Source organism: Gardnerella sp. DNF00476 (genome assembly GCF_049262735.1).
Lineage (GTDB): Bacteria > Actinomycetota > Actinomycetes > Actinomycetales > Bifidobacteriaceae > Bifidobacterium > Bifidobacterium vaginale.
Genome location: NZ_CP058401.1, coordinates 1,249,275 through 1,268,484, shown reverse-complemented (window position 1 = coordinate 1,268,484; position 19,210 = coordinate 1,249,275). Strand labels below are relative to the sequence as shown.

Here is a 19,210-nt window from a genome sequence, read left to right as displayed (position 1 = left end):
TACTTTAATCACACCACCGGAATTTTGTTTAAAGTGCAATTTGCATAAGTTTTGCAGCCAAAGAATCGCCAACAAAAGCATCTAATTCTACACCAGAATCCTTATATTCCGCGGATTTTACAATACCGTTTTCCCTAACTCTAGATAGCAAAGACCCAGAATAATCGCTATAAGGCAATGTAACTTTAACATGAACATGTGGTGAAGGTAACAAATTTTCTATACGCGTTCTTAAACGGTCAATATTTGTTCCACTTGCAGCAGACACAATTAAAGAATCAGGATACAACGATTGCAAGCGTAAACGCATTGGTTCTTGCATAACATCCGACTTATTAAACGCAATAATTTGCGCTATATCTTCTACACCGTCAATTTGAGCTAAAACCTCGTTAACTGCCTCAATTTGAGAAACAGGGTCTGGGTGAGAACCGTCAACTACGTGCAAAATTACATCTGCATTACCAACTTCTTCCAAAGTTGATTTAAACGCTTCTACTAGCTGAGTAGGCAGCCTTCGCACAAAACCAACCGTGTCTACAAGCGTGTACGCGCGACCATCTTTAGTTAAAGATTTTCGAACAGCAGTATCCAAAGTTGCAAAAAGCGCATTTTCTACAAGTTCTTTAGATCCTGTAAGTCTGTTTATAATCGAAGATTTTCCAGCATTTGTATACCCCACTACTGCAACAGTTGGAATATCTTGACGACGCCTAGATCCGCGCTTTGTCTCGCGAGTTGGTGCCATTAGTGCAATGTCGTGACGCAATTTTGAAATTCGATTCCTAATTGCGCGCCTATCCATTTCGATTTTTGTTTCTCCAGGACCTCTAGAGCCTATTCCTGCATCTCCTGCAGCGCGACCACCAGCCTGCCTAGAAAGAGCAGCACCCCAACCTCTAAGTCGCGGAAGCATGTATTGAAGCTGAGCAAGCTCGACTTGTGCCTTTCCTTCCCTACTTGTTGCATGCTGAGCGAAAATGTCTAGAATAACAGCCGTTCTGTCTACAACCTTGACTTTAGTGGCATCTTCCAAAGCTCTTCTTTGGCTTGGTGGAAGATCGTCGTCTACCACAATCGTATCCGCATCATTTTGCGCCACAACCGCTGCAAGTTCACGCGCTTTTCCAGAACCAACATACGTTGCTGCATCTGGTCTGTATCTTTGCTGCAACATGCCGTCGCATACTACTGCACCAGCTGTTTTAGCAAGCGCCGCCAACTCTCTAAGAGACTCTTCTGCTTGGCTTAAAGTTCCGCGAGCGCTAGACCATACGCCTACTAAAACAACGCGCTCTAGTCTTAGTTTTCTGTATTCTACTTCGGTTACGTCTTGTAATTCTCCAAGACCCGCAACTCGTTTTAAGGCGTTTCTTGATTCTCGCTCTTGCCAAGCTTCATCGTTACTTTCTAGGCTTGATCCAGTGTTTGTGGAATCTAGTAGTACTTCGGAATGTCCTGAAAGAACGTCTTTATGCTCATTTTTATGCTCAGGCATATTATTATCACCACTCGCCAAATTGCTGTTTGCTAAAGTATCTACCAAAACTATGCCCTTTGCTATTTTGCTTTAACTACTAACGCTAAATCCCCTGTTAATACACGATTTACAACGTTTGTTTTATTATTGTGAATCTAGGAGACATAATTTTTAACGCAACACTAAAATGGCTATTAACACTTTTAATAAAACTAAAAAGACGAGCAGCATTAATGCTACTAAAACAAACAAAAATACTAAAGAAGCTAAAACTGGCGGCGAACAGTATTTTTCCGCTAACCCAAACTCTTTAGACTTAAGACGAACTTTGCATGTTGATTTGCGCGGTCACGAGGTTAGCGTGCAGGTTTCTAATGGAGTTTTTAGCTCTTCTAAGCTTGATTTAGGCACTGCAGTTCTACTTAAACACGCTCCACAGCCTCCAGAAAATGGGCGATTTTTCGACATCGGTTGCGGCTGGGGTGCTATTAGTTTGGCTTTAGGTTTTGAATCCCCTAATGCGCAAATTTATGCTGTAGATGTTAATGAACGTGCTCTAGATCTTACTGATATTAATGCCAAGAATGCTGGATTAAACAACATTCACACTTATCTTGTAGAAGATGCATTAAAAGAAGATGCGCTAAAAGACATTGATCTTATTTGGTCTAATCCTCCAATCCGCGTTGGAAAAGACGTTTTGCACAATATTTTGATCACCTGGCTTCCTCGCCTAAAAGTTGGTGGAGCTGCTTATTTAGTTGTTCAAAAAAATCTTGGCTCCGATTCCTTAATCACTTGGCTTTCTAAAACTCTTGGGGAAGATTTTAGCGTTGAAAAATACGCAAGCTCTAAGGGATACAGGATTATAGAAGTCTTAAGAAAATAAGATTTAGCAAAATTTAACAGGATTGAATATGAACTTTGACTATCCTAGTGAACTGCCGATTTGTGCTGCACACGACCAGATTATTGAAGCCATTAAAGAGTCGCAGGTTATAATCGTATCTGGTCAAACTGGTTCTGGCAAAACCACTCAAATCCCAAAAATGGCTTTGGAACTTGGCAGAGGTGGTCGCGGAAAGCAAATTGTTCACACACAACCTCGACGACTTGCTGCGCGCACAGTTGCCGAACGAATCGCAAGCGAAATGGGTGTTAAGCTTGGCGAAGAAATCGGCTATCAGGTGCGTTTTAACGACGAAAGTTCATCTAAAACAAAGCTTCGGATAGTTACGGATGGTATTCTACTCGCTCAAATTCAACGCGATCCACTTCTTACGCGCTATGACACTATTATCATTGATGAAGCTCACGAGCGTAGCCTAAATATTGATTTTTTGCTTGGATATTTAACAACTCTTTTGCCAAAGCGCAAAGACTTAAAACTTATTATCACTTCTGCAACAATAGATTCTGCAAAATTTAAAGACCATTTTGAGCAAGCGCTGCACATTAAGGTGCCTGTTATAGAGGTTTCGGGGCGAACATACCCCGTGCGCGTACTTTACGAGCCGCTTGGAAGCGCGCCTTCACTTATGAGGCACGTTCCAGGTTTTGCCGATATTGCTATGGATGATGAAAGCGTTGCGCAAAGCCAAAGTCTTTCGGAAAGCGGCGATATTTGCGACGAAGACATTGCTTCTGCTGTAACTCGCGCATGCGCGCAACTTGTGATTCATTCAAACCACACTCAAGGCGCGCGCGATATTATGGTTTTTGCTTCTGGCGAGCGCGATATTCGAGAATTTGAAGCATCGTTGCGTTCTTATTTCGGTGCGCGTGCAAGCGACATGAATCGTAGTGACGCCATTGAGATTGTTCCACTTTTTGCACGTCTTTCTTCTAAAGACCAGCATCGCGTTTTTGAACACCACACACATCAGCGCATTGTAATCGCCACTAATGTTGCAGAAACTTCTCTTACAGTGCCTTCGATTCGCTACGTTGTAGACCCTGGTTTTGCTAGAATTTCTAGATATTCTAAGTCTGCTAAAGTTCAGCGTCTTCCTATAGAACCTATTTCTCAAGCAAGTGCAGATCAGCGCTCTGGTCGTTGTGGGCGAATTGCAGATGGCATTGCTATTCGCTTGTATTCTAGGGAAGATTACGAAACTCGCCCGCGCTTTACCGACCCCGAGATTTTACGCACTTCACTCGGCGCTGTTGTTTTACACATGCTCTCTGTTGGTGTTGCTAAAACTGGCGAAGATATAACGAATTTTGGATTCATTGATCCTCCAGATATTAAGGCTGTAAGCGACGGCTTTAACGAGCTTAGTGAACTTGGTGCAATAAGCAGAAAATCAGGCTTCATCACTTTAACTCATATTGGACGCGAGCTTTCTAAACTACCGATTGACATTCGTTTAGGACGCATGATTATTGAAGCTGCGCGTAAAACCACTCCTAATACTCTTGCTGCTGTGCTGGTAATTGTGGCGTTTTTGAGTTTGCAAGATCCGCGCGAACGTCCGGAAGATAAACGCGATGAAGCAGATAGATTACACAATCGTTATGCAGACGAGTTAAGTGACTTTTTAACGGCATTGAATATTTGGGATCGCATATTCCAAGCGGATGGCGAAATAAGCAATAACGCGCTAAGGCGACTTTGCAAAGAGGAATTTTTCCACTTTTTACGCCTAAAACAGTGGAAAGATTTAGTTAATCAGCTTAAAGATTTATGCAAAGAACTTCATTATAATGTTGGCGAAGCATTACCACTTAAACGCGCACCTTTGCAAATCCGCCAATTACCAAATAATCAGCAAGCTGCTCACAGTCTTTGCTGCACTTGGGATTACCAAGGAATCCACGCTTCTATGCTTTCTGGCTTGCTTTCTATGATTGGCATGCAAGTTATTCGCGAGCCTAAGGCTTCGGATTTTGCAGGTCTTCGCGGAACAGCCAAAATTCGCGCTATTAAGCGCGCTCAAAAAATGGCAAAAAACGATTATCAGGGTGCTAGAAGCACAAGGTTTGCAATCTTTCCAGCTTCATCTGTTTCTAAAACAACTCCTTCTTGGATTATGTGTACGGAATTAGTTGAAACTTCTAGACTTTGGGCAAGGTATTGCGCGCAAATCGACCCTGCTTGGGCAGAGTCTTTAGCTAAGAATCTTACTCGCGTAACATATTCAGATGCTCATTGGAGCGCAAGCAAAGGTGCAGCAATCGCCCAATCGAAGGTGCTTTTGTACGGCTTGCCTATTGTGCAAAATCGCACTGTTCAATGGTCTAAAATCAACCCTTACGAATCTCGAATGTTAATGATTCGTCAAGGCTTAGTCGAAGGAAACGTTCAACAGCGTTTTCCATTCAACGATTTTATCTCCTCAAATATTAACATTTTAAACGATGCCGATAATCAAACAAATCGCACTAGACAGGCAAGCGAAACTGTAAACGACGAGGATTTGTTTACTTTTTACGATAATAAACTTCCTCAAGAAGCTACGACTATTGCAGATTTAGCTAAATGGTGGAAAAATTACAGGCTCCAAGACCCGCATTTTCTTGATTTTAACCCAGATTGTGTTGAGCGCTTGCAATACGCAAATGACACTGATTTGGCAGATTACCCAGATACTTGGCATACGATTGGAACAGACGGTCAGAAAATCAACTTGCATTTAAGCTACATTTACGATCCGCATGATCCTTTAGATGGTGTAACTGTGCACGTTCCACTTCATGCGCTTTTGCGACTTAAACCTCAAGAGTTTACTTGGAATGTGCCAGGCTTATTAGACGAGCTTATTATTGGCATGATTAAGTCTCTTCCTAAGACTTTGCGAGTACAATTCGTTCCAGCTCCAGATACTGCTCGTAAAATCCGTGAGTGGATAGATGACAATTATGACTATCTTCCAGGAATAAACGAAAATCCACAAGAAGATTTTATTTGGCAAGATTTTAGCGAAGTCTTTACTAAAGCTGCGATTAGTGTTGTTGGAGCACAAATCCACCCAGAAGTTTTAAGCGATGAACAGTTGCAACGGCTATCTCCTTATTTGCGCATAACTTTTAGCGTTGAGCAAAAGAAAGCTAATCAAAATAAATCAAACAATTCCCATAATCAAAGCAAAAAGCGCATTAAGCCTACTGTTTTAGGAACAGATAAATCGCTGATAAGTCTTCAGCATCGCTTTGCAAAATCAGCTCAAGAGTGTGCATTAAATGTTGTTAATAGCAAAGCGATTAAAGCTGCACAAGCTGGAAATGTTGTTGAGAGAGCAGATTTGTTACACAAGTCTGGTGCAACTAATCTTTCTAGATCTCAAATGGTTTGGCAGGGCGCGCTCAATATGCTTATTTTAGATGATAAACGTATTACATCTAGATGGCTCGGAAGTGAGGCTCTGATACTTGCTTCTGCACCTTATAAGTCTTCTAAAGATTTGGCCCAAGATTTGCAAATGGCAGCTATTAAGCGACTTATACCAGATACACAAAAAATTACTAACGATGTTGAGCTTAAGGAAGCTGTTGGAAATATTGCCGAAGTATACGAAGATACAGTTTATGGTATTGCGCACGATGTGATTGCTATTTTGAAGCGTTTTGCTAAAGTTAGCACTGCTGTTGGCGGCAAAGCCGACTTGCCGATGCTTAGCGTTCTTCAATCGATTAGAGAACACGCAGCCTCACTTGTTTTTCCTGGATTTATTGCAAAAGCAGATTCTAGCGCACTTAGTTCAATAGAACGCTACTTGCATGCTGATTTAATTAGACTTGATAAAGCTAAAACAAATAAGGATAGAGATGTACGATGGGCTTGGCAAGCAGATGAAGCTCATAAGCTTGTGCTAGAAGCTCAAAATAGAGCAGAAAGCTTGCCTGCTGGACCTAATAGAGATGAGGCTCAAGAAAAAGCTCAAAAACTAAAGTGGATGTGCGAAGAATTCTATGTTTCTCTTTGGGCACAAGAACTTGGAACAGCATACCCGATTAGTATTCAGCGTATGAAAAAACTATGTTAGCGTAAAAACTATGTTAGCGTAAAAATACGCGGCATAAGACTACAAAAAGTGGCCACTATCCACGCAGCCAAAGATGACTGCAAGATAGTGACCACTAATATATTGGGTAAAGATTAATTACTCTTTAACCATAACGCTACGAACTATGTAAACCACCAAACCTATGAAGGCTACAATAGCGCCCATCATAAGCAAGTTTGAGTATCCTGCAGCTAATCCTTGAATATTCGCAAAGGAGAATCCTTTGAACAGATTTCCAGCAAAGAATCCGCTGAAAATAGAAATACCAATAGAAGCTGTAACGTTCATAACCAAATCGTTCATACCGCAGCCACGACCAGACTCTTCAACAGGCAATGCGCTAAGAACAGTAGAAACGATTGGCGAATACATAAGTCCGCACCCAGCGTAGTAAACGCATGCGCACAGTGTTAATGTAAGGAACCCAGAATTGATGAATACAGCAGCACCAACCCATCCAAGAATCATAAGAACAGCAGCTGTAATAATACCAGCTTTACGTCCAATGAAACCGATGATTGTTCCAGAGCAAGTGCCAAACACTGCTGCTACGACGAATGCCCATACAAGGTAAGAAGAAACCTGAGAAGTATCCATCTTGTATAAAGCACCGCCAATTACATTGTAAATTGGAGGCATGCAATAGTTAGTAAAGTAGAAGATGAATATCAAAACAATGCCCGAAAGCCAACGCTTATTCTTAAAGAATGCAGGAGTCACAAACGGGTTCTTTGCCTTCATAATGTATCCAGCGAACACAACAAACAGCACGATGGATCCAAGTAACAATCCCCAAACTTTGTAAGAGAAGAACAAAGTCAACAATGTCACAGCAATACCGAATATGGTAAAGCCGAGTTTATCAATCTTTCCACCAATACCATTCTTAGTCGGTAAGCATTTAACGAGTACTGGCAAGAACAGAATGGTTATCGCAGGAATAAGGAACAAATATTGCCAAGCAATAGAGCTAAGAGCACCAGCAGCAAATACGCCGATAGAAGCAGAAAGCTGATATGCGGCAGTAAAGAGTCCAAAGAAAATAACTTTCAAATCATTGCGCAAATACTTAGTTGCAATAACAAGGAAGGAAGAACCTGCTACCTGTTCACCAGCAGTTTGCATAATGCGAGCAATAATAACAGTCCACAAATTTGGAGTAAAGAAGAAGTTTGCAATAAAACCAAACAAGGAACCAACAAACAGTGTTACAAGACCGATTGTTATAAGTCTGCGAAGAGAAACAAAGTCACCTAGAGAACCGTATATAAAGCACACGATACCTAGAACAATAATTGGCAAGCTTGTAATAAGCGAAGCTTGATCAGGGGCACCAACAGCCTTGCCAATCTGGTCGAATACAAGATTAAATCCCTGCAAACATAATGTTCCAAGAATAAAGGTTATAAGCAACAAAATCAGCGAGTAAATCGCCACTTTGTCGCGGGTTTTTGGATCCTCGTATGGATCTACCGCAGTAGATTTTGCAATTTCAGTCATAATAATCCGATCAATAAATATTTTTAATTTTTACATTTACGCATAAAGCATGTTGTGCAACAAGAAGCGTAGAAGGTCGCAAAATGTTGCGCAACACAAACAATATGATCTCAGCCAGCGATTTTTGCCAAACCAGAAATACGCGTCATAAACTCGTTCAAGAATCGTGGAACGTCTACGCCAACAGCAACTTGCATTGTCTTAACAGGGTCATTCAAGCGCGTAACATCACCGATGGTACGACCGCGAGTTGGACCTTCCACATCAACCTGCATGTTAATTGGAAGCGTTGTAACAAGCGTTGGATCAACTGCAACAGCAACAGCCAAAGGATCATGCAAACCACATCCACCAAGGTGCGGAGCAGTGGTTTCATAAGCTTTGATGTAAAAATCAGTCATATCTGCAAGGAACTTGCCAGCCTTGGTGTTAAGATCACGCCATTGCTTTGTCTCCTTGTAAGTAAGCAAAGTCTGTAAGGTAACATCCAAACCAATCATTGTCACTGGAGCACCAGAACGGAATAAAATATCTGCAGCATCTGGATCTTGGGAAATATTCGCCTCAGTCCAAGCGTTTACGTTTCCATGAATGGTGAGCGCTCCACCCATCAAAACAATCTTTCCGATTTCGTCTTTGATTTCTGGAGCTTTCTTCAATGCAGCAGCAATATTGGTCATTGGACCGGTTGGAACATACACTAAGTCCTTGCCATATTTCTTTACGGAATCAATAATGAAATCAACAGCGGATTCATCTTCTGCTTTGCGAGGAGAATCTGGAATTTCAACATCGCCAATTCCATTGTCACCATGAATAAAAGCAGATATTGGAAGCACTTCAAACGAATCTTTTGTGCTTGCGTGTGAAAGACCTTTATAAACTTTTACTTCTGGATGCCCAAGTAAATCTGTGATTGCAAGCGCGTTACGAACACCTTGCTCCATTAAAACATTACCGTATGTGCCAGTTATGCCAATAAGCTCCATTTCAGGGCTTCCAAGAGCATAAGATATAGCGAGAGTATCGTCAACACCAGTATCAAGATCAAGAATCAGCTTCTTCACTTGAGTTACCTTCCTTCTTATATTTAGGCATGGCTTACAGTCGTTGTAAATCATGGGTGTAATTGAATATCTAACTTGATATTTAAGTATCACCAATTTAAAAATTTTATTATTATAATCTCGAAAAGCAATGGCATATTTAAATAGAAGCAAGAAGACATAATGTTGCTTTAATTGTTAATATTCACGAATTTTGTTATAAAATGTTATAATTTTCAACAAACGTTAATATATATAAACATATGTTTAGATTATAGCTGTGAGCTCAGCCACAAACTAAACATATGAATACAAAAAATTAAAACGCGTGTCAACAATCACAAATAATAACATTTGAAAAATATTCAAAAATATTCAAAAATTTAGATTTGACACGCGCGAAAGCAATGCAAAAGAAAACTAAAGTCTAGGCAAATACTTCTGCAATTCAAAAGGAGTGACCTGACGACGATACTCTTCCCATTCCTGATGCTTATTACGCAAGAAATACTCAAAAGCATGCTCACCAAGTACGCTAGCCACAAAATCAGACTTCTCCATAATCTTCAAAGCCTCATCCAAAGACTCAGGAAGTGGCTGAATGCCCATAGCCTGACGCTCAGCATCCGTAAGCTCCCAAACGTCGTCGCTCGTAGGCTCACATAAAATCATCTGCTTTTCAATACCATCTAAGCCAGCAGCCAACAAAACAGAGTATGCAAGATACGGATTCGCCACAGGGTCGAGCGCGCGAAACTCCATACGGCAAGAATTACCTTTGCCTGGCTTATATTGAGGCACACGCAAAAGCGCAGAACGGTTACTATGACCCCAGCAAACATAGCTAGGAGCCTCAGCTCCACCCCACAAGCGCTTATAAGAGTTCACATACTGATCGGTAACAGCGCAAATTTCCGCAGCATGATGCAAAATACCAGCCGCAAATTGGCGCGCAATAAGCGACATATTAAACTCTTGCCCAGCCTCGTAGAAAGCGTTGGAATCTCCTTCAAACAAGCTTAAATGCGTGTGCATACCAGAACCAGGCTGATCCGTTAAAGGCTTAGGCATAAAGCTCGCATACATTCCGCGCTCAAGAGAAATCTCCTTAACAACAGTGCGGAAAGTCATAATGTTATCTGCAGTAGTAAGAGCGTCTGCATATCTTAAGTCAATCTCGTTTTGACCAGGACCGCCTTCGTGGTGAGAATACTCAACAGAAATACCCATCTGTTCAAGCATGCTCACAGCACTACGACGAAAGTCCATTGCCGAACTTCTTGGAACATGGTCAAAATACCCACCTTCATCAATAGGAACAGGTGCTTTAGACCAATCGTCTTGCGTTTCAAATAAGTAAAACTCAATTTCTGGATGAACGTAAAAAGTAAAGCCTTTTTCTTTAGCTTTTGCGAGCGCAGTCTTAAGAACATGACGAGGGTCTCCAAGAGACGGCTCCCCGTCTGGCGTTAGAACGTCGCAAAACATGCGTGCCGTACCCTCTGGGCCGCCATGCCATGGCAAAAGTTGGAAAGTCGAAGGATCTGGCTTAACAATCATGTCGTCTTCTAAAACGCGAGTCATGCCTTCAATCGCAGACCCATCAAAGCCAATACCCTCTTCAAACGCAGCTTCAAGCTCTGCTGGAGCAATAGCAACCGATTTAAGAGTTCCAAGAACATCCGTGAACCATAGTCTAATAAAACGGACATCACGCTCTTCAACCGTACGCAAAGCGAACTCTTGTTGTCTATCCATATCTACAGTCCAATCAGTATTCAAGTCTTATATTTTTCAACATGTTTTTAGAGCAAAACGCAATGACTATATTATCTCTTATATTTAGTTTTTATTTAGAAATATAGCAATGAATTTACTTACTTTTAATTTAGCGTATTTGCAAGATTAGGCTCACATTTTTTTGCCATATTTATAAAAAATCTCTTTAGCTTGCTCATCACTTAAATCATCCGTATAAGTAACCTCAATCCCAGACTCTTTAAGATCTTCAACTGTCGCATAACAAATCATAAGATCTTCCACACATCTAGCAGACATGGTAAGAACCATGGGAGGAATAGCATCCTGTACTTCTTTTTTATATTCGTAGACTTTTGCATCAATTTTATTAGCTCGATTCACCATTAAAATCGCTGGAATACCGCGAAAATACTCTGTGAATCGTTTAACAGATTTTTCTGGATTATCCTCGTCTAAATCGCATAAAACGGCGACTCCACCGTTCTCGTCACTAAAACATTTAGCTCTAATACCAGCCATTTTACAAAAAGCAGCAAGAAGCTCCCCTGGTTCCATAACAGTTAGAAACAGAGCACACTTGGCTTTTTTACCCAGCAAACCTTCCAAATCTTCTTCAAAGTTTGCTTGCTCAATTTTGTTTACAACATCATCGACAGAATCATGTTTTTGTTCATCGCTAAATTCTTTTTCAAATCCAAGTAACGCATCTTCAAGCTCTTTATCAGTAAAAGATGTGCGAACTTCTTTCGACTCTTTGGAATTAGAAGAATTATTGGAATTTTTCCCATTATTCGCAAAGTTTTTGTAGCTACTATCTTCACTCAAACCTTCATGATCTGCACACATTTTGTACCCCTAACTTATTAAACAGCTAGTTAACGCCACTTAAAAACACTTTAAGCATAATCTACGCGCTTGGCAAACAATTAGGACCAAACAATATTTTGATCTCTGCAAAAAGTGACGTATCTCGCTTAACTCTAAATCTATCTCCAAACGATAACACTTTTGCGCATCCTCTAGAATCAATCAAAGCAAGATTCATTTCGCAACAACCAGGATGTCTTGTAACAATATTTTCAAGCTCTTTTATACGTGACTTTTCTAATGCTTGCAAAGGAAGAACAATTGTAACAGGCTGAGCATCTTCCGCCTCTAAGCTTGGAACTTCAAACTCAGTTGCTCTTAAAGACACTGTTTCGTCTCGAACCTCTACCTGTCCCCTAATTCTCACAACTTGATCAATCGCAAGTTCTGCAGCAGATGACTCATAGACCTTACCAAAGAACATGCATTGTATTGAACTTTCCATGTCTTCAATAGTTACAATCGCCCAAGCATTACCTTTTTTAGATACTCGCCTGTCTACGCTAGTCACAAGGCCTGCAAGAGTTACCTGCTGATTTTCGCCCATAGTTTTAGCGCGATTTAAAAGCTGAGCAATCGACATTTCCCTAAGACCAGCCAACACAGCAGAAAGACCACTCAAAGGATGATCCGAAACGTAAAGCCCAAGCATTTCTCGCTCAAAGTTTAGCTTCGTTTTTTTATCCCATTCTTCAACATCTGGAATGTTGATTTGAGCATCTCCAAGATCACTATCGGAATCATCAAGATCAGCAAAAAGATCAAACTGACCACCTGCCTGTCTGCGCTTAATAGAAATAACAGAGTCAATTAGTGGTTCACAAATTTCAAAAATAGCTCTTCTACAAGGATTAATTGAATCGAAAGCACCAGATTTAATAAGAGATTCGACAAGTCTACGATTCAAAGCGGCAAAAGATACACGGTTTACAAAATCCTTAAAATCAATAAACTTTCCGCGATCGCTTTCTCTTTCGCTAATAATATCGTTAACGGCTTTATCACCAACATTCCTAACAGCTCCGAGTCCAAAACGAACTACATCTCCAACTGCAGAATATTCAAGAACAGACTCGTTAATATCTGGCTGCAAAACACGAATACCCATGCGTCTAGCTTCACCCAAGTAGAGCGCTGTCTTATCCTTATTCGTGCGCTCGTTTTGAAGCAATGCAGCCATAAACTCCACAGGATAATGCGTTTTCAAATACGCAGTCCAATAAGAAATCAAACCGTATGCGGCTGAATGAGCCTTGTTAAACGCGTAACCAGAAAAAGGAACCAGAACATCCCAAACAGCTTGTGCAGCTTCTTCTGAATAACCATGTTCTTTCATGCCTTTAAAGAACGGGATTTTTTCTTTAGCCAACACTTCTGGCTTCTTTTTACCCATTGCTCGACGCAAAACATCTGCTTTACCAAGACTATACCCAGCTAAAATACGCGCAGCTGACTGCACCTGCTCCTGGTAAACAATCAAACCATATGTTTCGCCAAGAACATCTTTTAGCGGCTCAGCAACTTCAGGATGGATAGGCGTTATCTCTTGCAAACCATTCTTACGCTTGGCGTAGTTAGTGTGAGAATCCATATCCATAGGGCCTGGTCTATAAAGTGCAATCAAAGCCGAAATATCGTTAAAGTTATCTGGCTTAAGTGTGCGCAGAAGAGCGCGCATACCGTCGGAATCAAGCTGGAAGACTCCTAAAGTGTCTCCCCTAGCAAGAAGCTGATATGTTTCCTTATCGTCAAGCGGAATTTTAGTGTAGTCAATAGGCTCTTTACCATTATGCTCAACATTTTTAAGCGTATCCCTAATAACTGTTAAGTTGGAAAGACCCAAAAAGTCCATTTTCACTAAGCCCAACGTTTCGCAAGTATGATACTCGAACGTTGTTGTTATTGTTCCATCAGTACGCTCCAAAAGAGGCGAAGTATCAGTAATCGGCTCCGAGCCCATGATTGTTGCGCAAGCGTGAACACCAGTTTGGCGGATCAAGCCTTCGATACCTTTTGCCTCTTCGGTAATTCGCTTCGTATCTGGATCAGTGTCATACATTTCGCGAAACTCGCGCGCCTCCGCGTATCTCTTTGATTTTTCATCAAAAATATCGTGGAAACTCATATCTTTTCCGTTTTTTGGAGGAGGCAGAATTTTTGTAATTTTTTCTCCAACGGAAAACTCGTAGCCCATTATTCGAGCTGAATCCTTCAATGCTTGCTTTGTTTTAATCGTTCCATAAATCACGCATTGAGCTACTTTATCTCTTCCATATTTTTCACCGACGTATTCCAAAACTTTGGCTCTACCATCTGGGTCAAAGTCAACATCAATATCTGGTAAAGATACTCTCTCTGGGTTTAGGAATCGTTCAAAAATCAGACCATGCTTCATTGGGTCAAGCTCAGTAATTCCCATAGCATACGCAACCATTGCGCCTGCTGCAGAACCACGTCCAGGACCAACCATAACACCATGTGCTTTTGCCCAATTTATGTAGTCCGCAACAACTAGGAAGTATCCGCAGAACTGCATTTGACATATAACACCACACTCGTAGTCTGCTTGTTTTAAGACTTCCATAGGAACATTGTTGTTATATCTACGCTCTAATCCTTCTTCAACTTTTTTAAGGAATAGCGAAGTCTCATCCCAACCTTCAGGGCAATCAAATTGCGGCATAAAAGCGCCATCTTCACCATCGTCGAACATAACGTTACAACGACGGGCAATTTCTAGCGTATTGTCACAAGCCTCTGGAAACTCTTTAAACAATTCACGCATCTGCTCGGCAGATTTTAAATAGTATCCAGAGCCATCAAACTTAAAACGGTCTGGATCATCCAAGCGCGATCCTGAATTAATGCATAGCATTGCATCTTGCGCTTCGCGATCTTCTTCGTGCACGTAATGCAAATCGTTTGTAGCAAGAAGAGGCGCATTAAGACGCTTAGCAATCTCAAGCAAATCTTTAGTAACGCGCGTTTCGATAGAAAGCCCATGATTCATTAATTCTATAAAGAAATTATCGCGCCCAAAAATATCCTGAAACTCGCCTGCAGCGCGTAAAGCCTCATCAAATTGACCTAAACGAAGACGCGTTTGAATAATTCCAGATGGGCATCCAGAAGACGCTATAACCCCTTTAGAATACCTTGATAACACATCTTTATCCATTCGAGGATATCGCATTACGCGACCTTCTAAATTAGCTATAGAAGACGCTTTGAGTAGATTTGTTAAGCCTTCATCATTTTCAGCCCACATTGTCATGTGCGTAATCAAACCGCCGCCAGAAACATCGTCGCTTCTTTGCGCTTCAGTTCCCCAATGCACTCTGCTCTTGTCTTGTCTGGCTGTTTCAGGGGTCACATAAGCTTCGATTCCAATAATCGGCTTAATTCCAGCTTTTACAGCAGTACTCCACATTTCGTATGCACCATGCATATTTCCGTGATCTGTAATAGCCACAGCTGGCATACCTAATTCTTTTGCACGTGCAACTAGGTCTGGTATCTTCGAAGCACCATCCAAAAGCGAATAATGTGTGTGATTATGTAAGTGTACGAAGTTTGTTTCCAACCTAGCCATAGTGGCTATTCTATAGATGCAATATGACCTGTTTTACTAAATAACTCTACTTTTACAATTCTTGTATGGCGTGTAAAGCGTGTTGCAAATCTAACGGATACTTCGATTCAACTTTAATAAGTTCTCCCGTTCGAGGATGCTTGAATTTTAGACTCATTGCATGAAGCCACTGTCTAGAAAGCCCTAATTTTTCACTTAATTGAGGATTTGCACCATACATAGGATCGCCCACTACCGGATGTCCTATTGACGAAAAATGCACACGAATTTGGTGTGTTCTGCCAGTTTCCAGATTGACTTTCACTAAAGTCGCTCCCTTAAAACGCTCTATAACATCCCAATGCGTAATTGCAGACTTACCTGATTTAGTTATTGTAAAACGAAAATCTGAAACTTTTGCTCGCCCAATTGGTGCATCAATTGTAGCTTTATTTTGTTTAAGATTTCCTTGGACTAAAGCGTGATATATTTTCTTCACACTATGATTTGCGAACTGTTTTTTCATTTCTTCATACGCAAAATCTGTTTTGCAAACCAGCATTAATCCGCTTGTTCCAACGTCTAATCTGCTTACGATTCCTTTTCGTGATTCATCGCACACGGTTGTTTTTATTTCAACACCGCTTGCTTCTAGACATTCTGGCACTGTTGGGCCATCCCAGCCTTTTGCTGAATGCGCTGCAACTCCAACAGGCTTATCTACTACGACAATATCTTCATCATTATAAACTATTGGAATATCGCATATAGTGGATTTGCTAGTTGACTTTTGTTTTTGATCCTCAACTTCCTCTTGATTTATAACAATCGCATCTCCATCTTGCAAAGTTGAGGATTTTTGTGATTTTTTATCTAAGATTTTTGCTTTGCCACTATCGATTAGCGATATTGCGTTTGCACGCGATACTCCCATAAGGTTCGACAAGCATACGTCGAACCTGCATCCAGCAAATTGACTCGTAACTGTAAAACGAATATCACTCATCAGCGCGCTCTATAAGAGGAATCCCAATCAAAATGAGGCATATAACTGCAATTCCTGCAAACATAAGCTCAATATCTGCAACATTCCCAACGGACCATCCGTAGTTTATAAAATCTACGACTTTTCCGTTCAAAAAGCCTTGAGCATATTGCGCTCTATCAATAAGATTTCCAAAAGCTCCAGCAAAAGCTAAAGCAAGCGCAATAGTCCAATATAAAGATTTTGTGTGCTTAATAACCGCAATCATAGCAGCGCATGCAACGCAAGCTAACACGCTAATAACCCAAGTAAAAGAAGAGCCTAAGCCAAAAGATGCTCCAGGATTCCTAACAAGAGTAAAAGAGAGCAAATGTGGAAGAATATCAATGCTTTTTCCTCCACTAAGCGCTGCTAATGCCCAAACTTTGGTTATGCGGTCTAAAACCACTCCAATAAAAGCAATCAGTGCAAAAACGGCTGCGCGATTACGCAGCCGTTCTACACGCATATCACAATGCGTCAATGTATTTTTCCAATCTAACTGGATTTAGTATAACTACTTTTGATCCTGTTGGTCCTGATTTTCCATAGAACTGTAAGTGTTCTCATCGGAAACTTGAGCAACAAGCTGACCAAGGAAGTCAGTCAAGCGAGTACGATACTCAGTTTCAAACTGCTTGAGGCTTTGAATGTTTCCTTCAATAACCTTAGTCTGCTTTTCAAGATTCTCACGTACCTGGCGAGCGTAAGCATCTGCAGCAGTACGAGTAGTGGAATCATAATCCGCTGCTCTATGCTGAACTTCAGACTCATATTGATCAGCCTGATCGTGAGTTTGCTTAGAATAATCATCAGCAGCCTGACGAACCTTACCAGAATAAGCATCTGCCTCGTTGTGCGCGCGAGCAGCATAAGCGTCTGCATCGCTACGAGTACGAACGGAGTAATCATCCGCATCTCCACGAGTCTGCTTATTGTATTCATCAGCCTCGCTACGAGTACGATTAGAATAATCGTCTGCCTTAGTAACGATCTCGTTATATCGAGCTTGGCTTTCTTCGACTATCTGAGTTGCCTTAGCCTTGCCCTTATCTACATACTGATCGTGCAATTGCATTGCAAGAGTCAACATTGCTGTAGCGCGTTCTGGCTCAGAACCGCCCACTTCTGCACCAGCACCTGCAATCTTTTGCAAGCTACCTGTTTCCGTGCTTGGCTCCATCTTAGCAACCTGCTCACGAAGCTGCTCTTCGCGCTTATGAGATTCTTCAAGTTGACGAGACAAATCCTGAACCTTTGCATTTTCCTGCTGTGTTACAACAAGCTGTTGACGGACTTCTTCCAATTCGCGACCCAAATTCTCGCTACTTGCTCTAAAGTCATCGCGTTCGCGAGTAACGTTTTCAAGCTCTTCATGAACTTTCTTATCAGCGTCTGCCTTAGCATTATCAGCATTTGCAGCCTGTGCTGTGAGCTGATCTACCTGAGCACCTAAACCATCCAGCTGCTCTTTAAGCTGCTGATTCTGCTCGCTCAATGCACGATTATTTTCTTCAGCTTCCTTAAGCTTTGCTGCAAGATCATTGTCATTCTTGTTCGCGCTGCTGGATGCTTCACGTAAATCATTATTTTCTTTTGTTAAAGATTCAACTTGCTTTGTCAAATCAGAAATCTTATTGTTCAAGCTAGCAACATCGGCGCCAAGAGACTGCGTGGAAGCTCCAAGCCCCTGCACTGCCTGCTGACCAAGCGCTTCTATTGTTTCTGTAACCTGATCCAAAAAGTCATCAACTTCGTCAACATCATAGCCTCCCTTGAATCGAACGATTTGGAAGGTATGCTCGCGAATGTCTTTAGGCGTTAACAGAGCCATAATGCATTACACCTCACTTTTGGGCGCGCAGCCCTTTTGATATATCTATTCGATGCTATCACGTCTATAGAAAAAATTGTGTAAAAAGCGATTATTTTTTTACGAAATCTACCAAATTTTTCTAAATTAATAACTAACGTGTCGCTTCATTAAAAATCGTGATTAATAAGCATCAGTAAAGCATGTTCAAAAACATTTGCAAAACTAGTAACAAAAAGTACACTACCATAAAACTCACGTCTAAACTTATGCTACCTAATCTTGCTGGTGGTATAAATTTTCGCGCAAATCTTAAAAGTGGTTCTGTCATAAAATATATGATTTGAGTGAATTTTTGCAAAATCGCATTTGGTTTAAAAGAACGAAATATAAACGGAATCCAATCTAAAACTGCGCGAATAAACAGTATTACTAGATAAGCGTTTATAAAAATATTCAAAATTAGTATTAAGCGTATTACAAAATTCATTAAGATTTTCCTTTAAACTATTTCAATAATTTTACACAATAGCTAAGTTAATCGTAAACCAAAATATAAGTACAGAATAAGTATAAATTTAAGGCAGATACCTAAAAGATATCTGCCTTAAATACAAGTTAAGCGTAGCAATCGAATGTTCGGTCGCTGGCGACTAGTCTCATGTTATTTAGCTTTAGGAGAATAAGTCGCGAGCAGATCCGCCATTAGGAGCATCTTCAACTTTTATATTTACTTGAGAAGGGCTTAAAAGGAAGACTCTAGGAGTTACTCTTTCTATAGATCCGCGAACACCAAACACAACGCCAGCAGAAAAATCAACTATGCGATATGCAACGGATTCACTAACACCCGTAAGATTCAAGACTACTGGTGTTCCATCTCTTAAAGCTCTTCCAACTAATTGCGCATCCTCATAAGATTTTGGATGAATCGTAGTAATGCGACTCATACGACCTGCATTAGATCGAGTAGAAGCACCATTACCAGATTGTGCAACATCACCATTATGAAGGCTCATAGGAGCAACACTGTGGTCGTTGTCAAACGAAGTATCCTGTGTTTGAGAATCAACGAAATCATCGTCGTCCTGAACATCACTCATGCCTACATAAGACATCATGTTCTTCATAAAACCAGCCAT

Annotated in this window: 13 protein-coding genes; 2 read left to right on the top strand and 11 right to left on the bottom strand. The window is 41.0% G+C overall.

The window, feature by feature from the left end:
- Positions 1-28: 28 nt before the first annotated feature.
- Positions 29-1,498 (bottom strand): GTPase HflX, encoded by a 1,470-nt coding sequence (hflX, locus tag HXT25_RS04975; protein WP_013399502.1) that lies wholly within the window; start codon positions 1,496-1,498, stop codon positions 29-31.
- Between the two features lie 169 nt (positions 1,499-1,667).
- On the opposite strand from hflX, the gene HXT25_RS04970 reads away from it, so the two are divergent.
- Positions 1,668-2,369, top strand: coding sequence for a class I SAM-dependent methyltransferase (locus HXT25_RS04970; protein WP_004116812.1), 702 nt, complete (start codon positions 1,668-1,670; stop codon positions 2,367-2,369).
- Positions 2,370-2,397: 28 nt separating this feature from the next.
- Positions 2,398-6,465 (top strand): ATP-dependent RNA helicase HrpA, encoded by a 4,068-nt coding sequence (gene hrpA / locus HXT25_RS04965; RefSeq protein WP_009994825.1) that lies wholly within the window; start codon positions 2,398-2,400, stop codon positions 6,463-6,465.
- Positions 6,466-6,582: 117 nt separating this feature from the next.
- On the opposite strand, the gene HXT25_RS04960 is transcribed toward hrpA, so the two are convergent.
- The 10 genes from HXT25_RS04960 to HXT25_RS04915 all read right to left on the bottom strand — a co-directional run bounded on the left by HXT25_RS04960 (position 6,583) and on the right by HXT25_RS04915 (position 19,210).
- Positions 6,583-7,986 (bottom strand): MFS transporter, encoded by a 1,404-nt coding sequence (locus HXT25_RS04960; protein ID WP_004112416.1) that lies wholly within the window; start codon positions 7,984-7,986, stop codon positions 6,583-6,585.
- 110 nt (positions 7,987-8,096) lie between these two features.
- Positions 8,097-9,053, bottom strand: coding sequence for a nucleoside hydrolase (locus HXT25_RS04955; RefSeq protein ID WP_004112414.1), 957 nt, complete (start codon positions 9,051-9,053; stop codon positions 8,097-8,099).
- Between the two features lie 399 nt (positions 9,054-9,452).
- Positions 9,453-10,790 carry a type I glutamate--ammonia ligase gene (gene glnA / locus HXT25_RS04950; protein WP_004112411.1) on the bottom strand — a complete coding sequence of 446 codons (1,338 nt, stop codon included), beginning with the start codon at positions 10,788-10,790 and terminating at the stop codon, positions 9,453-9,455.
- Between the two features lie 153 nt (positions 10,791-10,943).
- The gene (locus HXT25_RS04945; protein ID WP_004116818.1) at positions 10,944-11,639 is read right to left on the bottom strand and encodes a hypothetical protein; all 696 of its coding nucleotides are present in this window, start codon (positions 11,637-11,639) and stop codon (positions 10,944-10,946) included.
- A 61-nt stretch (positions 11,640-11,700) separates the two neighbouring features.
- A complete protein-coding gene (dnaE, locus tag HXT25_RS04940; RefSeq protein ID WP_004115626.1) occupies positions 11,701-15,252 on the bottom strand; it encodes a DNA polymerase III subunit alpha in 3,552 nt (1,183 codons plus the stop codon).
- A gap of 52 nt (positions 15,253-15,304) precedes the next feature.
- Positions 15,305-16,237: an RluA family pseudouridine synthase gene (locus HXT25_RS04935; RefSeq protein WP_285085212.1), complete on the bottom strand. Its 933-nt coding sequence runs from the start codon at positions 16,235-16,237 to the stop codon at positions 15,305-15,307.
- Positions 16,230-16,724: a signal peptidase II gene (locus HXT25_RS04930; protein WP_004116823.1), complete on the bottom strand. Its 495-nt coding sequence runs from the start codon at positions 16,722-16,724 to the stop codon at positions 16,230-16,232. The genes HXT25_RS04935 and HXT25_RS04930 overlap by 8 nt, the downstream gene beginning before the upstream one ends.
- A gap of 48 nt (positions 16,725-16,772) precedes the next feature.
- Positions 16,773-18,089 (bottom strand): DivIVA domain-containing protein, encoded by a 1,317-nt coding sequence (locus HXT25_RS04925; RefSeq protein ID WP_004112400.1) that lies wholly within the window; start codon positions 18,087-18,089, stop codon positions 16,773-16,775.
- Between the two features lie 172 nt (positions 18,090-18,261).
- On the bottom strand, positions 18,262-18,558 hold the full coding sequence (locus HXT25_RS04920) for a YggT family protein (RefSeq protein ID WP_004112397.1): 297 nt from the start codon (positions 18,556-18,558) through the stop codon (positions 18,262-18,264).
- 184 nt (positions 18,559-18,742) lie between these two features.
- Positions 18,743-19,210, bottom strand: coding sequence for a cell division protein SepF (locus HXT25_RS04915; protein WP_004112394.1), 468 nt, complete (start codon positions 19,208-19,210; stop codon positions 18,743-18,745).

Coding starts and splice junctions, on each gene's coding strand:
- HXT25_RS04915 (WP_004112394.1), bottom strand. CDS start 19,210: ATGGCTGGTTTTATGAAGAACATGATGTCTTATGTAGGCATGAGTGAT.
- HXT25_RS04960 (WP_004112416.1), bottom strand. CDS start 7,986: ATGACTGAAATTGCAAAATCTACTGCGGTAGATCCATACGAGGATCCA.
- hflX (WP_013399502.1), bottom strand. CDS start 1,498: ATGCCTGAGCATAAAAATGAGCATAAAGACGTTCTTTCAGGACATTCC.
- glnA (WP_004112411.1), bottom strand. CDS start 10,790: ATGGATAGACAACAAGAGTTCGCTTTGCGTACGGTTGAAGAGCGTGAT.
- HXT25_RS04930 (WP_004116823.1), bottom strand. CDS start 16,724: ATGCGTGTAGAACGGCTGCGTAATCGCGCAGCCGTTTTTGCACTGATT.
- dnaE (WP_004115626.1), bottom strand. CDS start 15,252: ATGGCTAGGTTGGAAACAAACTTCGTACACTTACATAATCACACACAT.
- HXT25_RS04945 (WP_004116818.1), bottom strand. CDS start 11,639: ATGTGTGCAGATCATGAAGGTTTGAGTGAAGATAGTAGCTACAAAAAC.
- HXT25_RS04970 (WP_004116812.1), top strand. CDS start 1,668: ATGGCTATTAACACTTTTAATAAAACTAAAAAGACGAGCAGCATTAAT.
- HXT25_RS04920 (WP_004112397.1), bottom strand. CDS start 18,558: ATGAATTTTGTAATACGCTTAATACTAATTTTGAATATTTTTATAAAC.
- hrpA (WP_009994825.1), top strand. CDS start 2,398: ATGAACTTTGACTATCCTAGTGAACTGCCGATTTGTGCTGCACACGAC.
- HXT25_RS04925 (WP_004112400.1), bottom strand. CDS start 18,089: ATGGCTCTGTTAACGCCTAAAGACATTCGCGAGCATACCTTCCAAATC.
- HXT25_RS04935 (WP_285085212.1), bottom strand. CDS start 16,237: ATGAGTGATATTCGTTTTACAGTTACGAGTCAATTTGCTGGATGCAGG.